The sequence below is a fragment of the Nocardioides agri genome (assembly GCF_013778305.1).
GTDB classification, from domain to species: Bacteria; Actinomycetota; Actinomycetes; order Propionibacteriales; family Nocardioidaceae; genus Nocardioides; species Nocardioides agri.
In genome coordinates this window covers 2,885,033-2,905,703 of sequence record NZ_JACEIC010000002.1, presented here as the reverse complement: position 1 = coordinate 2,905,703, position 20,671 = coordinate 2,885,033, and the positions used below count along the sequence as shown (strand labels likewise).

Annotated in this window: 13 protein-coding genes; all 13 read right to left on the bottom strand. The window is 71.2% G+C overall.

Annotated features, from left to right (window positions below; genetic code table 11):
- Positions 1–11 precede the first annotated feature (11 nt).
- Positions 12–2,681 carry an FAD-binding and (Fe-S)-binding domain-containing protein gene (locus HZF07_RS18600; protein ID WP_181645368.1) on the bottom strand — a complete coding sequence of 890 codons (2,670 nt, stop codon included), beginning with the start codon at positions 2,679–2,681 and terminating at the stop codon, positions 12–14.
- Position 2,682: 1 nt separating this feature from the next.
- On the bottom strand, positions 2,683–3,939 hold the full coding sequence (locus HZF07_RS18595) for a hydroxyacid-oxoacid transhydrogenase (RefSeq protein ID WP_157343713.1): 1,257 nt from the start codon (positions 3,937–3,939) through the stop codon (positions 2,683–2,685).
- 10 nt (positions 3,940–3,949) lie between these two features.
- Positions 3,950–4,870 (bottom strand): NUDIX domain-containing protein, encoded by a 921-nt coding sequence (locus HZF07_RS18590; RefSeq protein WP_157343711.1) that lies wholly within the window; start codon positions 4,868–4,870, stop codon positions 3,950–3,952.
- 3 nt (positions 4,871–4,873) lie between these two features.
- On the bottom strand, positions 4,874–6,109 hold the full coding sequence (locus tag HZF07_RS18585) for a geranylgeranyl reductase family protein (RefSeq protein WP_181645367.1): 1,236 nt from the start codon (positions 6,107–6,109) through the stop codon (positions 4,874–4,876).
- 12 nt (positions 6,110–6,121) lie between these two features.
- Complete coding sequence (locus HZF07_RS18580) at positions 6,122–7,129, bottom strand: hypothetical protein (protein WP_157343709.1); 1,008 nt, start codon at positions 7,127–7,129, stop codon at positions 6,122–6,124.
- A gap of 9 nt (positions 7,130–7,138) precedes the next feature.
- Complete coding sequence (locus HZF07_RS18575; protein ID WP_181645366.1) at positions 7,139–7,642, bottom strand: DUF4232 domain-containing protein; 504 nt, start codon at positions 7,640–7,642, stop codon at positions 7,139–7,141.
- Positions 7,643–7,736: 94 nt separating this feature from the next.
- Complete coding sequence (locus tag HZF07_RS18570; RefSeq protein ID WP_181645365.1) at positions 7,737–11,621, bottom strand: DNA-directed RNA polymerase subunit beta'; 3,885 nt, start codon at positions 11,619–11,621, stop codon at positions 7,737–7,739.
- Between the two features lie 80 nt (positions 11,622–11,701).
- Positions 11,702–15,208 (bottom strand): DNA-directed RNA polymerase subunit beta, encoded by a 3,507-nt coding sequence (gene rpoB / locus HZF07_RS18565; RefSeq protein ID WP_157343705.1) that lies wholly within the window; start codon positions 15,206–15,208, stop codon positions 11,702–11,704.
- 288 nt (positions 15,209–15,496) lie between these two features.
- On the bottom strand, positions 15,497–16,240 hold the full coding sequence (locus HZF07_RS24595; RefSeq protein ID WP_157343703.1) for a DnaJ domain-containing protein: 744 nt from the start codon (positions 16,238–16,240) through the stop codon (positions 15,497–15,499).
- Positions 16,237–16,839, bottom strand: a complete 603-nt coding sequence (locus HZF07_RS24590; RefSeq protein ID WP_157343701.1) for a hypothetical protein — start codon at positions 16,837–16,839, stop codon at positions 16,237–16,239. Before HZF07_RS24590 ends, HZF07_RS24595 begins: the two co-directional genes overlap by 4 nt.
- Positions 16,836–18,122 (bottom strand): MCE family protein, encoded by a 1,287-nt coding sequence (locus HZF07_RS18550; protein WP_157343699.1) that lies wholly within the window; start codon positions 18,120–18,122, stop codon positions 16,836–16,838. Before HZF07_RS18550 ends, HZF07_RS24590 begins: the two co-directional genes overlap by 4 nt.
- Positions 18,119–19,549, bottom strand: a complete 1,431-nt coding sequence (locus HZF07_RS18545) for an MCE family protein (protein WP_198346426.1) — start codon at positions 19,547–19,549, stop codon at positions 18,119–18,121. The genes HZF07_RS18550 and HZF07_RS18545 overlap by 4 nt, the downstream gene beginning before the upstream one ends.
- On the bottom strand, positions 19,546–20,670 hold the full coding sequence (locus HZF07_RS18540) for an MCE family protein (RefSeq protein WP_157343698.1): 1,125 nt from the start codon (positions 20,668–20,670) through the stop codon (positions 19,546–19,548). The genes HZF07_RS18545 and HZF07_RS18540 overlap by 4 nt, the downstream gene beginning before the upstream one ends.
- Position 20,671 lies beyond the last annotated feature (1 nt).

Sequence of the window (20,671 nt, the reverse complement as noted above, 5' to 3'; positions counted from 1 at the left end):
GTGGCGGGGGTTCACCGCTCGATTCTAGAAGCGAAGAGCTCGGCGAGGTGCATCGTCGGGGTGCCGGCGAGGTCGTCGAGCTGCACGCGGCAGGACATGCCGTCGGCGAGGACGACCGCGTCCGGGTTGGCGCGCACGGCGGGCAGCAGGTGGGTCTCGGCGACGGCCACCGACACCTCGTAGTGGCCCTGCTCCATCCCGAAGTTGCCGGCCAGGCCGCAGCACCCGGCGACCTGCGTGACGGTCGCGCCGGCCCGCTCCAGCAGCCGCTTGTCGGCCGCCCAGCCGAGGATGGACGCGTGGTGGCAGTGCGGCTGCGCGACGACCTGCAGGCCGGCGAGGTCGGGCACCGGCAGGTCGAGCCGCTCGACGAGCTCGGCGAAGGACAGCACGTCGAGGTGCGACCCGGTGAGCTCCGGGACGTCGCTGCGCAGCGTCGCCAGGCAGGAGGGCTCCAGGCCGACGACCGGCACCCCGCTCTCGACGTACGGCGTGAGCGTGCGGACCGCGCGCTCCATGATCGAGCGTGCCTGGTCGAGCTGGCCGGTCGTGACCCAGGTGAGCCCGCAGCAGGCGTCGTCGCGGATGACCCGCGCCGTGACCCCGACCGAGGCGAGCCAGTCGATCGCCGCGTGCCCGTTGCCGGGGAAGAAGTGGTCGCTGAAGGAGTCCGCCCAGATCCAGACGTCGGGCACGACGTCCGGCACGCCCACCGACCGGCGCAGCGTCTTCGGGGCGAACGCGGGGATCGAGCGGCGCTGGTCGATGCCGGCGGTCGCCTTGGCCATCCGCTGCACCGACTTCAGCCGCATCATCCGGTTGGCGAGCGGCGCCACCGGCGCGGCGAGGGCCGCCCACCTCGGCAGCTGGCCGAGGATCAGGTGGCCGCGCGGGCGCCGCTCCCCCAGCACGTCGTGCTTCTGGTGCAGGGCCTCGGCCTTGTAGGTCGCCATGTCCACCCCGGTCGGGCAGTCCGACGCACACCCCTTGCAGGCCAGGCAGAGGTCGAGCGCCTCGGCGACCGCGGGGTCGGCGAAGCCCTTGACCAGCGTGCCGTCGACGGCCTCCTGCAGCACCCGGGAGCGGCCACGGGTGGAGTCCTTCTCCTCGCGGGTCGCGAGGTAGGACGGGCACATCACGCCGTTGGTCCTGGGCGCCACGCACTTGCCCACGCCGGTGCAGCGGTGGACCTCTCCGGCGAGCGCCAGCGCGGCGCGCGGCCGGGTCGGCCGCAGGTCGGCGTCGAGCGGGGCCGGGTCGACGATGTTGCCGGGGTTGAGGAGGTTGCCGGGGTCGCAGATCGCCTTGACGGCGCCGAAGAGCGCCAGCGACTCCTCGTCGTACATCAGCGACAGCAGCTCCGAGCGGGCCCGCCCGTCACCGTGCTCGCCGGAGAGCGAGCCGCCGTGCTCGCGCAGCTTGACCGCGGCCGCGGTCAGGAAGTCCCGGAAGGACCGGCCACCGTCGTCGAAGAGGAAGTCGATGCGCACGTGCACGCAGCCGTCGCCGAAGTGGCCGTAGGGCACACCGTCGAGGCCGTGCTCCTTCAGCAGCTCGTCGAAGTCCCGCAGCCACGCACCGAGCCGCTCCGGTGGCACGGCCGCGTCCTCCCAGCCGGAGTACGCCGGGCGCGACAGCGACCGCGCGGCCAGGCCGGCACCGTCCTCGCGGATCCGCCAGAGCGCCGCGGCCTCCCGGGCGTCCTCGACCAGCCGGTGCTCGCGGGCGCCGGCCGCGCCGACGACCGCGGCGGTCTCGGCGGCGGGCACCTCCACGAAGAGCCAGCCGGCGCCGCGCGGCAGCGTCGGCGCCCCGGTGACGAGGTCGACGATCCGCGAGTCCAGGCCTTCGCACGCGGTCATGCCCGGGGCGACCGCGAGCAGCGCCGGCACCGCGTCGGCGGCCTCCGCCATCGACGGGAAGCCGAGCACGACGAGGTGCCGGTCGGGGTCGTCCGCGACCAGCCGCACCGTCGCGGAGCGCACGACCGCGAGCGTGCCCTCCGAGCCGACGAGGAAGCGGTCGAGGCTCCGGCCGTGCTCGGGCAGCAGGTGCTCGAGCGAGTAGCCGCTGACCTGCCGGGTGAAGCGGCCGAACGTCGTGCGGATGTGCGCCAGGTGCTGGTCGACGAGCGCTGCGAGGCGGGCCTCGACGTCGGCCGCGCCCGGGCCGTAGGCCGCGTCCAGCGCCACCACGTTGTCGGAGGTCCGGCCGTAGCCGAGCGCCCGCGACCCGCAGGCGTTGTTGCCGATCATCCCCCCGATCGTGCACCGGGTGTGCGTCGAGGGGTCCGGACCGAAACGCAGGCCGTGGGGCGCCGCGGCGCGTTGCAGGTCGGCGTGCACCACCCCGGGCTGCACGACCGCAGTGCGGGCCTCGGCGTCGATGGAGACCACGTTGCTGAGGTGCCTGAGGGTGTCGACGACGATGCCCGCGCCGACGGCGTTGCCGGCGATCGACGTGCCGGCGCCGCGCATCGTGACCGGCGTACCCGTCTCGGCGGAGGCGTCGAGGATCGCGTCCAGCTCGTCGGCGTGCCGCGGCCGCACCACGACCTGCGGGACCACCCGGTAGAGCGAGGCGTCGGAGGAGTAGAGCGCCCGGGCCAGCGTCGAGTCGTCGACGTCGGTGACCCCCCGGCGGCGCAGCGCAGCAACCAGGTCGAGGGGCGTCTGCGTCACGTCACCAGTGTTCCATCGACCGGCGCACGATCGTCGCCAGGTCCTCGTCCGTGGGACTCCGCGGCGCGGTCGCGAGCAGCCGCTGCTGCTGGAGCGCGCCGGCGACCAGGGCGTCGACGTCGCCCTCGCCGTAGCCCACCTCCGCCAGCCCGCTGGGCAGCCCGACGTCGCGCATCAGCGTCGTGAGGACGGTCGGGAGCGCGTCCGGCCCGGGCTCGACCGAGGGATCGAGGAGCCGCGCGGCGCGGACGTGCCGGTCGGGGTCGGCGTCGTAGGTGAAGCGGAACGCCTCTGGTGCGGTGAGCGCCACCGCCATGCCGTGCGGCACCAGCGGCTCGTCGGGGTAGCCCGCAGGCCGGTAGTCGCGCACCCGGCCGGCGATCGGGTAGGCGTTGGCGTGCGGGATGTGCACGCCGGCGTTGCCGAACCCGAGGCCGGCGAAGGTCGCCGCGAGCGCCATCTGCTCCCGGGCGACCAGGTCGCTGCCGTCGGCGACGGCCCCACGGAAGACACCGGCCAGCAGCGTCAGCGCCCGCTCCGACCAGAGGTCGGCGACCGGGTTGGCGCCGCAGTAGGGCACCCGCTGCTCGGGGCGCTTCGCGTCGAAGTCGGCGTACCAGCGCGCGGTCCAGCTCTCCAGCGCGTGGCAGAGGATGTCCATGCCGGCCGCGGCGGTGACCAGCGCGGGCTGGCTCAGCGTCAGCGTCGGGTCGACGACGGCCAGGGTGGGCCGCAGCGCCGGGTGGCTGATGCCGGTCTTCACGTGCAGCGAGAGCACGTCGAGCACGCAGATCGTGGTGCTCTCTGAGCCGGTGCCGGTGGTCGTCGGCACCGCGACGAGCGGGAGCAGCGGCTGCGTCGGGGCCTGCGCCCGCCCGACCGGTGCGTTGACGTAGTCCATCAGCTCGCCGGGGTTCGTGGAGAGCAGGTTCACCGCCTTCGCGGTGTCGATCGCCGACCCGCCGCCCACGGCGACGATCGCGTCGAACGGCCCGGCGTCGCGCGCGAACCCGATCGCGTGCGCCAGCGAGGCGTCCGTCGGCTCGACGTGCACCTCGTCGTAGGTTGTGACGGCGATGTCGTACGTCGCGATCCGCTCGGCCACCCGCGCCGGCCCGCCGGTCGCGGCGACCCCCGCGTCGGTGACGAGCAGTGCCCGGCGGACCCCACGCTCGGCCAGGTCGTGGCCGATCTCGTCGGCGGCGCCGGGGCCGAACTTCAGGGCCGGGGCGCCGTAGGTGAACACGGTCTCGTTCATCCGCCCCACCCTAGGCGTCGCTCGCGGTGGCGCCGGGTGGCCGCCGCGCCGCTGTGAGCGCCTCGCTGACCATCGGCAGCACCGGCACCGCGCCCGACTCCACGTCGGCGACCGGCACCCACGCGACCGCGTCGGTCGTCCCGCCGGTCTCGGCGAGCACCGGCTCGGCGCCGTCGGCGACGGTGACCTCGAAGGCGAGCGACACCGAGTGGAAGTCCTCGAACCGACCCGACGGCGCGGCCCCGCTGAAGTGGTCGTCGTGCACGGCGAGCAGCTCGCCGACCGTGCCGTCGACCCCGCACTCCTCGCGCAGCTCGCGGACGACCGCCGCGCGGGGCGGCTCACCGTGGTCGACGCCGCCGCCGGGCAGCGACCAGGTGCCGGTGTGGAAGCCGCGCTCCGAGATCCGGACCAGCAGCACCGAGTCGGCGCCGCCGACGACCCGCCGCGCGAGGGCGTAGGCACCGAGGCGCTGGTGCCGGTGCGGGTGGTGGTCGGCCAGCGCCTCCAGCACCATCGGGGCCACCGGCACCCGCCCCTCGAGCACCGCCTCGACCGGCTGCCACGCCGCCTCGACCGTCGAGCCGTCGACCTCGAGCACGCGCGGGGCCGGAGCGTCGGGGGGCACCCAGCCCTCGTAGACGATGCGGAGGGCGTGGGCGTCGACCCGTCGCCCGTCGCGCCACACGCCGGCCAGGTGCGCGGAGTAGACCCGCGCCGTCTCGCCGATCGTGGCGTCGAGCCCGGTCTCTTCGCGGATCTCGCGCACCACGGCGTCGCGGGGATCCTCGCCGTGGTCCAGCCCGCCGCCGGGCAGCGTCCACAGCTCCTCGGGCGTGATCGATGGCGACAGCCGGCTGAGCAGGATCTCGCCCCCGCGCAGGATCACGGCGTACGCCGCGACCCGCTGCCGCTTCGGGAGCCCGCTCATGGCTCAGGCGAAGGGGGGCCGGTGGTCGCGGGCGATCGAGCGGCGGCCGGCCCAGCGCCACACCCTGGCGGCTCGGTCGCGGTCCTCGTCGGTGACCAGGTTGCCCATCCAGCGCAGCGCGAGCGTCATCAGCCAGTCGGACCGCATGCCGGCAGGCCCCAGCGTCGGCAGCAGCCGCGGCACGGTCACCAGCCCGGCGAGGCGGCGGGCGATCGAGAACGACTCGCCGTAGTGGTCGCCCAGCAGTGCCGGCCAGACGGTCGAGAGGTCGTCGTGCTCGGCCAGCACCTCGGCGACCAGCCGCCCGGTCTCGAGCCCGTAGTCGATGCCCTCGCCGTTGAGCGGGTTGACGCAGGCGGCCGCGTCGCCGATCAGCGCCCAGTTGGGGCCGGCGACGTTGGACACCGCGCCGCCCATCGGCAGCAGCGCCGACGTCGGCATCCGCAGGTCTCCGCTGAGCTCGAACTCCTCGCGGCGCTGCTCGGCGTAGTGGCGCATCAGCGGCTTGATCGCGATGTCGGCCGGCCGCTTGGCGGTGGCCAGGGTGCCGACGCCGAGGTTCACCTCGCCGGTGCCGAGCGGGAAGATCCAGCCGTAGCCGGACAGCACCGCGCCGTCCTCGCTGCGCAGCTCGAGGTGGGAGCTGATCCAGGGGTCGTCGGACATGCCCGACGCGACGTAGGAGCGCCCGGCCACGCCGTAGACGGTGTCGCGGTGCCACTCGCGGCCGAGCACCTTGCCGAGCGGGGACCGGACCCCGTCGGCCACGACGAGCCGGCGGCAGGCGATCTCGACCGGTCCGGAGTCGGTCTTGAAGACGACCGCGGCGACCCGGTCGCCGTCACGTCGTACGTCGACCGCGCGGTGCCCGTCGACGGCGGTCGCGCCCGCCTTGATCGCGGTGGTGCGCAGGTGGTCGTCGAGCTCCGTCCGGGCGACCGCCGAGCCCCAGCCGGGGAGGCTGCCACCCGGCCACGGCAGCAGCAGGGTCTGCCCGAAGCCGTGGGCGCGCAGGCCCTGGTTGACGGTGTGCGCGCGGAGCCAGTCCTCCAGGCCCAGGCGCTGCAGCTCGCCGATCGCGCGCGGGGTGAGCCCGTCGCCGCAGGTCTTGTCGCGGGGGAACACCGCCGCGTCCGCGAGCACCACGTCGGCGCCGGCGCGCGCCGCCCACGCGGCGGCCGCCGACCCGGCCGGGCCGGCGCCGACGACGAGGACGTCGGTCTCGGTCGGAGTGCTCACGTGTCGATTCTCTCAGCGGAGGACCGAGTCGGTCACAGTGGGTCGCCGCGCGCCGAGGAAGAAGATGCCCGGCAGACCCGGCGTCTCGAACCCCGCGCTCGGGTTGCGCTCCAGCGTCGAGTGCCGGATCCGCATGGTGCCGGTGCGGTCGTTGCTCACGAAGAAGACCGCACCGCCGCCCTCGCGCGCGGTGTTGTCGCGGATCACCGTGCCGCCGAGGTCGAGCGTGAAGCGGTCGCCGTCGAGGTAGATCGCGCCGCCGCTGCCGCCGCCGGCGGTCCCCGGACGGCTCGGGTTGGCTCCACGGCCGATCGCGCGGTTGTGCTCGAAGGTGCTGTTGAGGACCCGCCAGGAGACGCCGATGCTGCTCAGGGCTCCCCCGTTGCTGCAGCGGCCGCCGCGGAACGCGCTGCCCACGACGTACACCGGCCGGTCGCGGTACTGGTCGAAGACCCGCACCGCTGCGCCGCCGACGTCCGGCCCGCTGCGCTGGCACCGGTTGCCGACGAACGTCGCGTCGACGATGCGCAGCCGACCGCCGCGCGCGAAGATCGCGCCGCCGCCCTCGTCCTCCCCGACCGAGCTCCCGTGCGCCAGCGTGATCCGCTGGACCACGAGCTGCGGGCTCGCCTGGTCGTCGCAGTGGGAGGTCGTCCAGACGAGGTCGGGGTCGCAGGTGTTCTGGTAGAGGATGCGGTGCTTCCCGCCACCGTCGAGCGTCACCAGCCCGCCTCCGTCGATGACCACGCGCCGGGAGGTGTTGACGACCTTCGCCGTGCGCCGCATGTGGATCGTGACGGGCTCCGGCCCGCAGTCGAAGGTGATCACCCCGCCCAGCCGGACCGCCCGCACCACCGACGCCGAGGTGCAGCTGCCCGGCGTGCCGGTGCCGATGACGTGGTCCGGACGGGCGGAGTCGACGGCCCGGCCATCAGCCGGGACCGGCACGGCGGACGACGCCGGCACGGTCACGACGGCCAGCGCTGGGGCGAGCAGGAGGGCGAGGACGACCCGGGTCATCCGTCGATGCTACGGGCGGCGGTAGGCGGCGTGCTCGAGGAGGTGGATCCGCGGGTTCCGGCACCCCGTCGTCGGGTGCCGCACGAACTGCGCCCGGGTCTCGTCGGGCAGGTACACCCGGAAGCCGTCGACGTGCGCCGGCCGGCAGGTGTGCCGCGGGTACGGCGCGGCCAGCGTCTCGACGACCCGGCTGACGACCCGCTGGCCGGGCTGCAGGACGACGCGCGGCGTCCGGCTCGGCGTGCGGGTCGCCGCCGCGCCGACCTGGGTGCCGTCATCGCCCCCGACGTACGACAGGCCGCCGTACCCCTGCACGACGCAGGCGCGGTCGGAGGTGTTGCGCAGCACGATCCGGCCGTAGCGATGGCTCGTCGCGGCGTCACCGCCGCGGTAGGACGCCACCAGCGCGGCGTTCGTGCACTCGGGGGTCGGCGCCGCGTGCGCCGCCGACGGGACGCTCGCCAGTCCCGTCACGAGCAGGCCCACCAGGGCGCTCGTCAGCGTTGTCCTCATGCCTGTGGGACGCCCGGCGGCCCCGGTCGGTTGTCGCTAAACGCGCCGAGTCGGCGCAGACCTCCGGGGAGGACTGCGCCGACTCGGCGGTGACTCAGTTCTGGTACGACCCGAAGTCGAAGTCGTCGAGGGCGACGGCCTGACCGGTGGTGCCGAACTCGTAGTCGTAGGAGTCGTAACCGGTGACGGAGTACGCCGCGGCGCGGGCCTCCTCGGTCGGCTCCACCCGGATGTTGCGGTACCGCTCGAGGCCGGTACCAGCCGGGATCAGCTTGCCGATGATCACGTTCTCCTTCAGACCGCGCAGCGAGTCCGAGCGGCCGTGGATCGCCGCGTCGGTGAGGACGCGGGTGGTCTCCTGGAAGGAGGCCGCCGAGAGCCACGACTCGGTCGCCAGCGAGGCCTTGGTGATGCCCATGAGGACCGGGCGGCCGGAGGCCGGCTTGCCGCTCTCCGAGACCACGCGCCGGTTCTCCTCCTCGAACCGGACCCGGTCGACCAGGTCGGACGGGAGCAGGTGGGTGTCACCGGACTCGATGACGGTCACCCGGCGCAGCATCTGCCGCACGATGATCTCGATGTGCTTGTCGTGGATCGACACGCCCTGCGAGCGGTACACGGCCTGGACCTCGTCGACCAGGTGCTCCTGCGCCCGGCGCACACCGAGGATCCGCAGGACGTCCTGCGGGTCCGGCGTACCGACGGTGAGCATCTGACCGACCTCGATGTGGTCGCCGTCGGCGACCAGCAGGCGCGAGCGCTTCGAGACCGGGTACTCCTGGACCTCGGAGCCGTCGTCCGGCGTGATGAGGATCTTGCGAGCCTTGTCGGTCTCGTCGATCTCCACGCGGCCGGAGGCCTCGGCGATCGGCGAGCGACCCTTCGGGGAGCGGGCCTCGAAGAGCTCGACCACACGCGGGAGACCCTGCGTGATGTCGTCGGCCGACGCCACACCACCGGTGTGGAAGGTACGCATCGTCAGCTGCGTGCCGGGCTCACCGATCGACTGGGCCGCGATGATGCCGACGGCCTCGCCGATGTCGACGAGCTTGCCGGTCGCCAGCGAGCGGCCGTAGCACTTCGCGCAGGTGCCGGTCTTGGCGTCGCAGGTCAGCACGGAGCGGACCTTGACCTCCTCGATGCCGGCCGCGATGAGCTCGCCGATCTTGACGTCGCCCAGGTCCTCACCGGCACCGGCGAGCACCTCGCCCGTCTCCGGGTGGGTGATCTCGACGGCGGCCGAGCGGGCGTACGCCGCGGTCTCGGCGTTCTCGGCCTTGACCACGGTGCCGTCCTCACGACGCTCACCGATCCGCTTCGGCAGACCGCGCTCGGTGCCGCAGTCGTCCTCGCGGATGATGACGTCCTGCGAGACGTCCACCAGACGACGGGTCAGGTAGCCCGAGTCGGCGGTCCGCAGTGCGGTGTCCGCCAGACCCTTGCGGGCACCGTGCGTCGCGATGAAGTACTCGAGGACGGTCAGGCCCTCACGGAAGTTGGACTTGATCGGGCGCGGGATGATCTCGCCCTTCGGGTTGGCCACGAGACCACGCATGGCCGCGACCTGCCGGATCTGGTTCATGTTTCCGGAGGCACCCGACTCGACCATCATGTAGATCGGGTTGGCGCGGTCGAACGTCGTCTCCATCGCCTTGCCGACCTCGTTGGCCGCCTGGGTCCAGATCTCGATGAGCTCCTGGCGGCGCTCCTCGTCGGTGACCAGACCGCGCTCGAACTGCTTCTGGACCTTGGCCGCCTGCGCCTCGTAGCCCGAGAGGATCTCGGCCTTCTGGCCAGGGGTGGTCACGTCGTCGATCGAGACGGTGACACCCGAGCGGGTGGCCCAGTGGAAGCCGGTGTCCTTGAGCGCGTCCAGCGACGCCGCGACCTCGACCTTGGTGTAGCGCTCGGCGAGGTCGTTGACGATCGCGCCGAGGGCCTTCTTGCCGACCTCGTAGTTCACGTACGGGTAGTCGGCCGGCAGGGTCTCGTTGAAGATCGCGCGACCCAGCGTGGTGTCGAGCGTGATCTGGGTGCCCGGCTCGATCTCCTCGCCGGACTCCAGCGGCGCGACGATGTCGTCGAAGCGCACCTTGATCTTGCTCTGCAGCGCGATCTCGCCCCGGTCGAACGCCATGATCGCCTCGGAGACCGACGAGAACGCCCGGCCCTCGCCGGGCAGGTTCTCCCGGTCGGTCGTCAGGAAGAACAGGCCGATGATCATGTCCTGGGTCGGCATGGTCACCGGACGGCCGTCCGACGGCTTGAGGATGTTGTTGGTCGACAGCATCAGGATCCGCGCCTCGGCCTGGGCCTCGGCGGACAGCGGCAGGTGCACCGCCATCTGGTCACCGTCGAAGTCGGCGTTGAACGCCGAGCAGACGAGCGGGTGGATCTGGATGGCCTTGCCCTCGATCAGCTGCGGCTCGAAGGCCTGGATGCCGAGGCGGTGCAGCGTGGGCGCACGGTTGAGCAGCACCGGGTGCTCGGTGATGACCTCTTCGAGGACGTCCCACACCACGGCGTACCGGGCGCCCGAGGTGGCGCGCTCGACCATCCGCTTGGCCGACTTGATGTTCTGCGCGTGCGACAGGTCGACGAGGCGCTTCATCACGAACGGCTTGAAGAGCTCCAGCGCCATCTGCTTGGGCAGACCGCACTGGTGCAGCTTCAGCTGCGGACCCGACACGATGACCGAACGGCCCGAGTAGTCCACGCGCTTGCCGAGCAGGTTCTGGCGGAAGCGACCCTGCTTGCCCTTGAGCATGTCGGACAGCGACTTCAGCGGCCGGTTGCCCGGGCCGGTGACGGGACGGCCACGGCGGCCGTTGTCGAACAGCGAGTCGACGGCCTCCTGGAGCATCCGCTTCTCGTTGTTGACGATGATCTCCGGCGCGCCGAGGTCCAGGAGCCGCTTGAGGCGGTTGTTCCGGTTGATGACGCGTCGGTAGAGGTCGTTGAGGTCCGAGGTCGCGAAGCGGCCACCATCGAGCTGCACCATCGGGCGCAGGTCCGGCGGGATGACCGGGACGGCGTCCAGCACCATGCCCTGCGGCTTGTTGCCGGTCTTGCGGAACGCGTCGACGACCTTGAGGCGCTTGAGGGCGCGGACCTTGCGCTGACCCTTGCCGGTGGCGATGGTCTCGCGGAGGTTCTCGACCTCGGCCTCGATGTCGAAGCTCTCGAGGCGCTTCTGGATCGCCGTGGCGCCCATGTGGCCCTCGAAGTACTTGCCGAACCAGTTCTTCATCTCGCGGTACAGCAGCTCGTCGCCCATGAGGTCCTGGACCTTCAGCGACTTGAAGGTGTCCCAGACCTCGTTGAGGCGGTCGATCTCGCGCTGCGACCGGTCGCGGATCTGCTTCATCTCGCGCTCGGCGCCGTCCTTGACCTTGCGGCGCTGGTCGGCCTTGGCACCCTCGGCCTCGAGAGCAGCGAGGTCCTCCTCGAGCTTCTTGGCGCGGTCGTCGACGGCCGTGTCGCGGCGCTTCTCGAGGCGCTCGCGCTCGAGCCCGACCTTGCCCTCGAGCGAGGCCAGGTCGCGGTGGCGCGCGTCCTCGTCGACGGCGGTGATCATGTACGCCGCGAAGTAGATGACCTTCTCCAGGTCCTTCGGGGCGAGGTCGAGCAGGTAGCCGAGCCGGCTCGGGACACCCTTGAAGTACCAGATGTGCGTCACCGGAGCGGCGAGCTCGATGTGGCCCATGCGCTCGCGGCGGACCTTCGAGCGGGTGACCTCGACGCCACAGCGCTCGCAGATGATGCCCTTGAAGCGCACGCGCTTGTACTTGCCGCAGTAGCACTCCCAGTCCCGGGTGGGACCGAAGATCTTCTCGCAGAAGAGGCCGTCACGCTCGGGCTTGAGCGTGCGGTAGTTGATGGTCTCCGGCTTCTTGACCTCGCCGTGGCTCCACGTGCGGATGTCGTCCGCGGTGGCCAGGCCGATCCGAAGCTGGTCGAAGAAGTTAACGTCGAGCACTGTGGCTGCAACCCTTCGGTAGTTCTAGAAAAATTGAAGTGCAGGGGGCGGAGGCGGGGGCCCGTGCGGGCCCCCGCGACTCACACCTCTTCGACCGAGCTGGGCTCGCGACGGGACAGGTCGATGCCGAGCTCCTCGGCGGCGCGGAAGACGTCCTCCTCCGCGTCGCGCATCTCGATGGTGGAGCCGTCCTGCGACAGCACCTCCACGTTGAGGCAGAGCGACTGCATCTCCTTGACGAGGACCTTGAACGACTCGGGGATGCCGGAGTCGGGGATGTTCTCGCCCTTCACGATCGCCTCGTAGACCTTGACGCGACCAGGCACGTCGTCGGACTTGATCGTGAGCAGCTCCTGCAGGGCGTAGGCGGCGCCGTAGGCCTCCATCGCCCAGACCTCCATCTCGCCGAACCGCTGGCCACCGAACTGGGCCTTACCGCCCAGCGGCTGCTGCGTGATCATCGAGTAGGGGCCGGTGCTGCGCGCGTGGATCTTGTCGTCCACGAGGTGGTGCAGCTTGAGGATGTACATGTAGCCGACCGAGACCGGGTCCGGGAACGGCTCGCCGGAGCGGCCGTCGAACAGGCTCGCCTTGCCGGTCGCGTCGATCATCCGCACACCGTCCCGGTTGGGGTTGGTGGCGTCGAGCAGACCGGTGATCTCGTCCTCGCGGGCACCGTCGAACACCGGGGTCGCGACCCGGGTGTTCGGCTCGGCCTTGTCCGCGTGGATCTTGATCAGGCGCTTCTTCCAGTCCTCGTCCTTCGGCCCGTCGTGCAGGTCGAGGTTCCAGCCCTGCTTGGCGAGCCAGCCGAGGTGGAGCTCGAGGATCTGACCGATGTTCATCCGTCGCGGCACACCGAGCGGGTTGAGGATCACGTCGACCGGGGTGCCGTCCTCCATGAACGGCATGTCCTCGATCGGCAGGATCTTCGCGATGACGCCCTTGTTGCCGTGGCGGCCGGCGAGCTTGTCACCGACGGAGATCTTCCGCTTCTGGGCCACGTAGACGCGGACCAGCTGGTTGACGCCCGGCGGGAGCTCGTCGCCCTCCTCGCGGTCGAAGACCCGGACGCCGATGACCGTGCCGGACTCACCGTGCGGGACCTTCATCGAGGTGTCGCGCACCTCACGCGCCTTCTCACCGAAGATCGCGCGGAGCAGGCGCTCCTCGGGGGTCAGCTCGGTCTCGCCCTTGGGGGTCACCTTGCCGACCAGGACGTCACCGGTCTGCACCTCGGCGCCGATGCGGATGATGCCGCGCTCGTCGAGGTCGGCCAGCATCTCCTCGGAGACGTTCGGGATGTCCCGGGTGATCTCCTCCGGGCCCAGCTTGGTGTCGCGGGCGTCGACCTCGTGCTCCTCGATGTGGATCGAGGTGAGGATGTCCTCCTGCACCAGGCGCTGGCTGAGGATGATGGCGTCCTCGTAGTTGTGGCCCTGCCACGGCATGAACGCCACGAGCAGGTTGGTGCCGAGCGCCATCTCCGCGTCGTCGGTGCACGGACCGTCGGCGATCGGCGAGCCGACCTCGACGCGGTCACCCTCGACGACCAGCGGACGCTGGTTGATGCAGGTGCCCTGGTTGGACCGCTTGAACTTGGCCAGCTTGTAGGTCGAGTAGGTGCCGTCGTCGTTCATCGTCTCGATGACCTCGGCGGACACCTCCTTGACCACACCGGCAGCGGACGCGACGACCACGTCGCCGGCGTCGACCGCGGCGCGGTACTCGATGCCCGTGCCGACCAGCGGCGCGTCGCTCTTGATGAGCGGCACGGCCTGGCGCTGCATGTTGGCACCCATGAGCGCGCGGTTGGCGTCGTCGTGCTCGAGGAACGGGATCAGGGCGGTCGCCACCGACACCATCTGCCGCGGCGAGACGTCCATGTAGTCGACCTCGTCGGCCAGGACCTCGGAGACCTCGCCGTCGCGCTGGCGGACCAGCACGCGCTCCTCGACGAACTTGCCCTTGTCGTCGAGCACGGCGTTGGCCTGCGCGATGACGAAGCGGTCCTCGTCGTCAGCGGTGAGGTAGTCGATCTGGTCGGTGACCTTGCCCTTGGCGACCTTGCGGTAGGGCGTCTCGACGAAGCCGAACGGGTTGATCCGGCCGTAGGACGCGAGCGAGCCGATCAGACCGATGTTCGGGCCTTCCGGCGTCTCGATCGGGCACATGCGGCCGTAGTGCGACGGGTGGACGTCACGGACCTCCATGCCGGCGCGGTCGCGGGACAGACCACCGGGACCGAGGGCCGAGAGGCGACGCTTGTGCGTCAGGCCGGCGATCGGGTTGGTCTGGTCCATGAACTGCGAGAGCTGCGAGGTGCCGAAGAACTCCTTCAGCGCCGCGACGACCGGGCGGATGTTGATCAGGGACTGCGGCGTGATCGCCTCGACGTCCTGGGTCGTCATCCGCTCGCGGACCACCCGCTCCATGCGGGCCAGGCCGGTGCGGAGCTGGTTCTGGATCAGCTCGCCGACGGTCCGCATGCGGCGGTTGCCGAAGTGGTCGATGTCGTCAGCGCTGATCTCGAGCGGACCCTGCGGCGACTCGATCTGCTCCTGGCCGTCGTGCAGCGCGACGATGTACTTGATCGCGGCCACGATGTCGCTGACGGTCAGCGTCTGCTGGTCGAAGGCCTCGACCAGGCCGAGCTTCTTGTTGATCTTGTAGCGGCCGACCTTGGCGAGGTCGTAGCGCTTGGGGTTGAAGTAGTAGTTGTTCAGCAGCGTCTGGGCGGCCTCACGCGTCGGCGGCTCGCCCGGACGGAGCTTGCGGTAGATGTCGAGCAGCGCGTCGTCCTCGCCCTGGGTGTGGTCCTTCTCCAGGGTGAGCTCGATCGACTCGTAGGCGCGCATCTGGCCGGTCTCGGGGTCCGGCGTGCCGTTGGGGTCGGCGAACTCGCGGCGGATGTCCTCGATCGTCATGCCGAGGGCCTTGAGCAGGACCGTGACGTTCTGCTTGCGCTTGCGGTCGAGACGGACGCCGACCATGTCGCGCTTGTCGATCTCGAACTCGAGCCAGGCGCCCCGCGAGGGGATCAGCTTGGCGGTGAAGATGTCCTTGTCGGACGTCTTGTCAGCGGTGCGCTCGAAGTACACGCCCGGGGACCGGACGAGCTGCGAGACGACGACCCGCTCGGTGCCGTTGATGATGAAGGTGCCCTTGTCGGTCATGAGCGGGAAGTCGCCCATGAAGACCGTCTGGCCCTTGATCTCGCCGGTGTCGTTGTTGGTGAACTCCGCCGACACGTAGAGAGGCGCGGAGTAGGTGAAGTCCTTCTCCTTGCACTCGTCGACCGTGTACTTCGGGTCGTAGAACACCGGGTTCTCGAACGAGAGCGACATGGTCTCGGAGAAGTCCTCGATCGGGGAGATCTCCTCGAAGATCTCGGTCAGACCGGACTTCTGGGAGACGTCCTCGCCAGCCTCCAGGCGTCGCTCCACGACGGCCTTCCAGGCCTCGTTGCCGACCAGCCAGTCGAAGCTGTCGGTCTGGAGAGAGAGGAGCTGCGGGACTTCGAGGGGTTCGGTGATCTTTGCGAAAGAGATGCGGCGGGGGTTACCAGAGGAGGTGCGCGCGGCCAAGAGGTGTCCTTCGACGGTTACGCTGTGAGATCGGCGTCAGGCCCACCACAGAACCAGCCACCGGGCAGGCTGGAGAGCATTTGAGGGCAGACGCAAAGACCCACCCTACTGCACGCGCGCACGCACCACAAACCCGGCTCCAGGATCGGGACCGCGTTGGCGATGACTATGAACGCCGAAGGCGACCAGGTCAAGCGACGCGGCGGTCGGACGGCCCGTCGATCACCCGGCGATCGCCCGGCGATCGCCCGGCGATCACCCGTCGATCACTCGTCGATCACCCGTCGATCAGGTGTCCATGCCGGAGACCAGCCAGTCGTCGCCGACCCGCTCCATCGTGACCGTCACCCAGTTCTGGAAGACGACCGGCCTCTTCTCGGCCTTGTTGGTGCGGGTCTGGTCGACCAGCAGGAACACCTGCACCCGGTCGGCGTCGGCGCGGGCCACGCCCGATCGCACCAGCTCCGCCTGCACCGTGGTGCCCGTCGACGGGGCGTTGGTGGCGATCACGCCGTCGAAGAGCTTGTCGTACTCCTTGCGGTAGGACCCGGTCAGGTACGCCTCGGCGGCCGCCTTGGAGTCGTCGAGGTGCGCGGAGTCGTAGGAGAGGATCGGCACGACCGCGCGCTCGGCCGCGGACCGGGCCTGCGACGTGGCGTCCGCGACCGCGCGGTCGGAGGGCACGGTCGCGTAGACCACGCCCGCCGCGCCCGCGACCAGCAGCACCGCGACCGCGAGGCCGGCCAGCACCCAGCCGGGCACGGCGCGTCGCTGACCGTCCGCTGATGACGGCTCGGCCTCGGCCTCGGGCTCGCGGTCCGGCTGCGGCTCGGGCTCCGCGACGCCGAGCTCCGCGTCGTACGCCGCCCGCTGCTCGGGGTCCAGCAGCACCTGCGCGGCCTCGTTGAGCAGCGCGAACCGCCGCTCGGTCGGGTCGAGGTCGGCGATCGCCGCGCGCCACGCGGCGCGCACCTCCTCGCCGCCGGCGTCGGGCGAGACGCCCAGGACGTCGTACCAGGTCGGGGTGCTCACTGCTCGTCCCCCCCGCCCTCGGCGCTGACCGGCGTGTAGTCGTCGACCAGCCACGTGCCGTCGACCTTGACCAGGTCGACCGACCACCGGAGCACGTCGGGCTGGTCGTCGACGCGCTTGCTCTCGTCCTCGGGTGCCTTCGGGTCGGGGTAGCTGCCGGTCAGGCTGCCCGCGACGATCACGGTCGCCGAGTCGTCGTCGACCGAGTCGACGCCGACGCCGTAGACCTCGGCCGTGCGCCCGTAGCCGGACTGCGCGACGGTCTGCTCGGCGAGCGAGACGCCGCTCTCCTCGAAGTCCGCGCCGAACTTCGCGCTCATCACCTCGAGCACGCGGTCCTGGTAGTCGGTGAGGTGCCCCTGCGCGTCGAGGTCGTCGGGGCCGTAGGTGTTGAGCCGCAGCACGAACTGCTCGGTCTGGCGGATCACGGCATCGCGCTGGCGCTGGGCGTCGCCGGCCGCGCCGCGGCGCTCGGCGAGCAGCCAGACCAGGCAGCCGGCCGCCAGCACGAGCAGCAGCACCAGCACGGCGGTCAGGACCAGCCGGAACCGGCGGTCCGGCCCGGCTGCCGGCTGCTCGGCGTCGAGGTCGGCACTCACTGGTCGATCTTCGTCAACGGCTGGAGAAATAGCCATTTCCACGCGTCCTCTCCGAAGCTGGCGGGGGCGGGCGACCCGGCCAGGGTGCGGTGACCGGGCACGCGGTCGCCCCACCGCAGCCGGCCGCTGTCGGGGTCGTAGGTGGCGAGCACCGGGGCGCGGTACGCCGCCCCCGCCCGCTGCAGGTTCTGCACACCGCGGGCGTTGCTCTTGCTGGCCGGCTCGGTGCAGCCGGCGCTGGTGTTCATCGGCCGGTCGCTGCCGTCCTGCGGCGGCCGGGTGTCGGTGCCCTCGTACCCCTGGTGGCAGACGGGGTTGTTGGTCAGGATCAGCCCGAAGTGGGCGTCGTAGCGGCCGGTGTCCGGCGACTTCGACACCACCGTGAAGCCGCCCTCGACGACGTAGGGGTAGATCGACAGGATCTGCTGGATGCCCGGCAGGTGGGCGACGACGACCTCGCCGGTCGTCGCCACGTTGCCGACCAGCTCGCCGAGCTCGACGCCGTGCTGCTCCAGGAAGGTGCGCAGCTGGTTGGCCGCCCCCGAGCCCTGGTCGATGACCGTGCGCAGGTCGGGGTCGGCGCCGGCGAGCGTCCCGCTGAAGAGGCTCAGCTGGTCGGCGAAGGTCCGGAAGGCGTCGGCCTTGTCGACCTGGGTGCTGAGCACCGTGTTGCTGTCGCGGATCAGCGCCGAGGTCACCTCGAAGTTGGCGTCGGCCTCCTCGATGAAGGAGTTGCCGGTGTCGATGATCCGCTGGAGGTCGCGACCCGTGCCGCCGAAGGCCTTCCCGAGCTCGTCGACGGTGGTCGCCAGGGCCTGCTGGTCCACCGACTGCACGGTGGTGGAGATGTCGGCCAGCAGCTTCTCGGTCGCGATCGGCGTGCGGGTGTCGGCCATCTCGATCTCGGACCCGTCGGAGAGGTACGGCGCGGTGTCGACGCGGGGCTGGAGCTCCACGTACTGCTCGCCGACCGCTGACCGGTTGCCGACCACGGCCAGGGTGTCGTCGGGGATGTCGTCGTGCTCGTTGTCGATGTCGAGCCGGGCGTCGACCCCGTCGTCGGTGAGCTCGAGCTCGCCGACGCTGCCGACCTGCACGCCGCGGTAGGTGACCTCGGCGCCCTCGTAGATGCCGCCCGACCGCTCGAGGTGCGCGACGACGGTGTACTGGTCGTCGATCAGGTAGCGGTCGAGCCGGGCGTAGCGGGCGCCGACGAAGCTGACGCCGATGAGCGTGATGGCCACGAAGACCAGCAGCTGGATGCGGGTGCGGCGGGTGATCATCGCGAGCTCACCATCCCCGGGACGAGCAGCTGGACGAGCGCCGGGTCGAAGGCGCGGCTCAGCTGGCGCATCGTCGGCCCGTGACCGCTGCGGGCCGTGGGTCCGGCGGCGGCGCGGCCGAGGCCGAGCAGGTCGCCGACGATCGGGATCGACGGCGCGTCGGACGGCACGGGGACCGGCAGCCCGGGCACCTGGTTGAGCGCGGTGCACACGAGCGCACCCTGGTTGGCGGGCTTGCGGCACTCCGTCTTCAGCCGCTCGAGGCCCTCGAGGCTGCCGGTCAGCCGTCGGCACGGCTCGCTGTTCAGGTCACCGCTGGCGATGCAGCGCGTCAGGAGGTCGACGACGGCCGGCGGGTCCAGGTCGCCGGGCAGCAGCGTCGGCAGGCTGGTCGGCAGGCTGGTCGGCAGGCCCGTGATGCCGCCCGACAGGTCGAGGTCGAGCTCGACCGACAGGTTGGTGTAGTCGCCCATGTGCAGGTTGCGGGCGACCTGCGGGTCGCGCCCCACGACCTCGTCGACGAACGGGTAGGTGAGGAAGACGTGGAAGGAGTTCACGAGGTCGTCGCCCGAGTTGGCGAGCTCGGTGAGCACGGGGCTCAGCTGCTCGAGCGCGGCGATCGTGCCGTCCTTGGTCCTGCTGATGACGCGGACCCCGACGTCGCCGAGGCGGTCGAGGGCCTTCAGCATCTTGACCAGGTCGGCGCGCTGCTGGTCGATGGACTCCAATGCGTCGGGGAGCTCGTCGAGCGCCGCGTCGATCGAGTCCTGCTGCGCGGTCACGGACTTCGCGAGCTGGTTGACGGAGTCGATGGCGTCGACGATGCCGGCCTTGTTCTCGTCGAGCTGCTGCATGAACCGCCGCACCTGGTCGAGCACGGACCGGGCGGTGTCCTCGCGACCGTCGAGCGCCTTGTTGAGCTCGCTGGCGATCGTCTTGAGCTGGGCCACGCCACCGCCGTTGAGCACCAGGCTCAGCGCGCCCAGGACCTCCTCGACCTCCGGGTTGCGGCCAGTGCGGTCGAGCGGGATCTCGGCGCCGTCGGCGATCTCGCCCTCGGGCGCCACGTCGGTGGGCGCGGAGAGCTGGACGAACTTCTCGCCCAGCAGGCTGGTGGTGCGCAGCTCGGCGACGGAGTTGGCCGGGAGGTCGACGTCGTTCTGGATCTCCATCGTCACGACCGCGTGCTGGCCCGCGAGGGCGACGTCGGTGACCTGGCCGACGCTCACGTCGTTGACCTTGACCGTCGACCGCGGCACCAGGTCGAGCACGTCCTGGAACTCCGCGGTGACCGTGATCGGGTCGTCGCCGACGTCGGCGCCGCCGGGGAGCGGCAGCTTGTAGACGTCGAAGTCGCAGCCCGTGAGGAGCAGGGAGGCGGCCAGCGCGGCGACCGCGGCGCGCACCATCGTCGTCGGTCTCCTCATCGCTCTGCCTCCACGAGTCCCGCCAGCGACCGGTCGAAGGGCTGCGCCGCCGACCGTCCGCCGGGCGCCGTCCGGCCCAGCGCCTGCCGCACGATCTTGCACAGCGACTCCGAGCGGTCGGCCTGCCCGAGCAGCCCGCAGAGCAGCGTCGCGGGGTCGGACTGGATCTGGTTCACGAGCTCACCGATGTTGGCGTTGGTGTCGAGCGTCCCGGACTCCGGGTTGTAGGTCAGCGCGAGGTTGTTGAGCGCCAGCGGGGCGGCGTCCAGGATCTTGTCGAGCTCGGCCCGGCGACGCACCAGCACCTTGGCGACCCGGTTGAGCCCGGAGATGTTGCGGCCCAGCGCCTCGCGGTTCTCCTTGACGAACGTCGACACCTGGCCGAGCGCGGTGCCGAGGTTGCTCAGGGCGGCTGCGAGCTCCTCGCGCTCCCCCGCCAGCATGGTCGAGACCTCGGCCAGGGAGTCGTTGAAGCGACGCACGGTCTTGTCGTTGCCGGCCAGCGTGCCGATGAAGCCCTCGAGCTTGCGGGCGGAGCCGAAGAGCTCCTCCTTGTTGTCGTCCAGCGTCGCGCTGAACTTCCCGAAGTCCTTGACCGTCTGGTGGAACTGCTCGCCCTGGCCGCCGAAGTTCCTCGCCGTCGACTCCAGCAGGTCGGACAGCGCGCCGTTCTCGTTGGCGCCGGTCGGCCCCAGCGCCACGGTCAGGTCGTCGAGGCTGGCGTAGATCTGGTCCAGCTCGAGCGGCACGGCGGTGTGCTCCTCGTCGAGCGTGGCGCCGTCGGCGAGCACCTTGCCGCCGTCGTAGACGGGGGTGAGCTGCACGAAGCGGTCGCCGACGATCGATGGTGCGACGATCACGGCCTTGGCGTCGGCGGGGACCCGCACCCCCGCGTCGTAGTGCATGGTCACCGTCACGTCGGTGCCGGTCGGGGTGACCTCGTCGACGGTGCCGACCGGGACGCCGAGGACCCGGACGTCGCTGCCCTCGTAGATCGAGATGGTGCGCGGGAACGTCGCGGTGAGGGTCTTGGTGTCGTCGCTGGTGAACATCGTGAAGGCCGTGACGACCAGCAGCAGCACCAGCACCGCCGGGAGGACGACCCGCTTGAGCACGTCCATG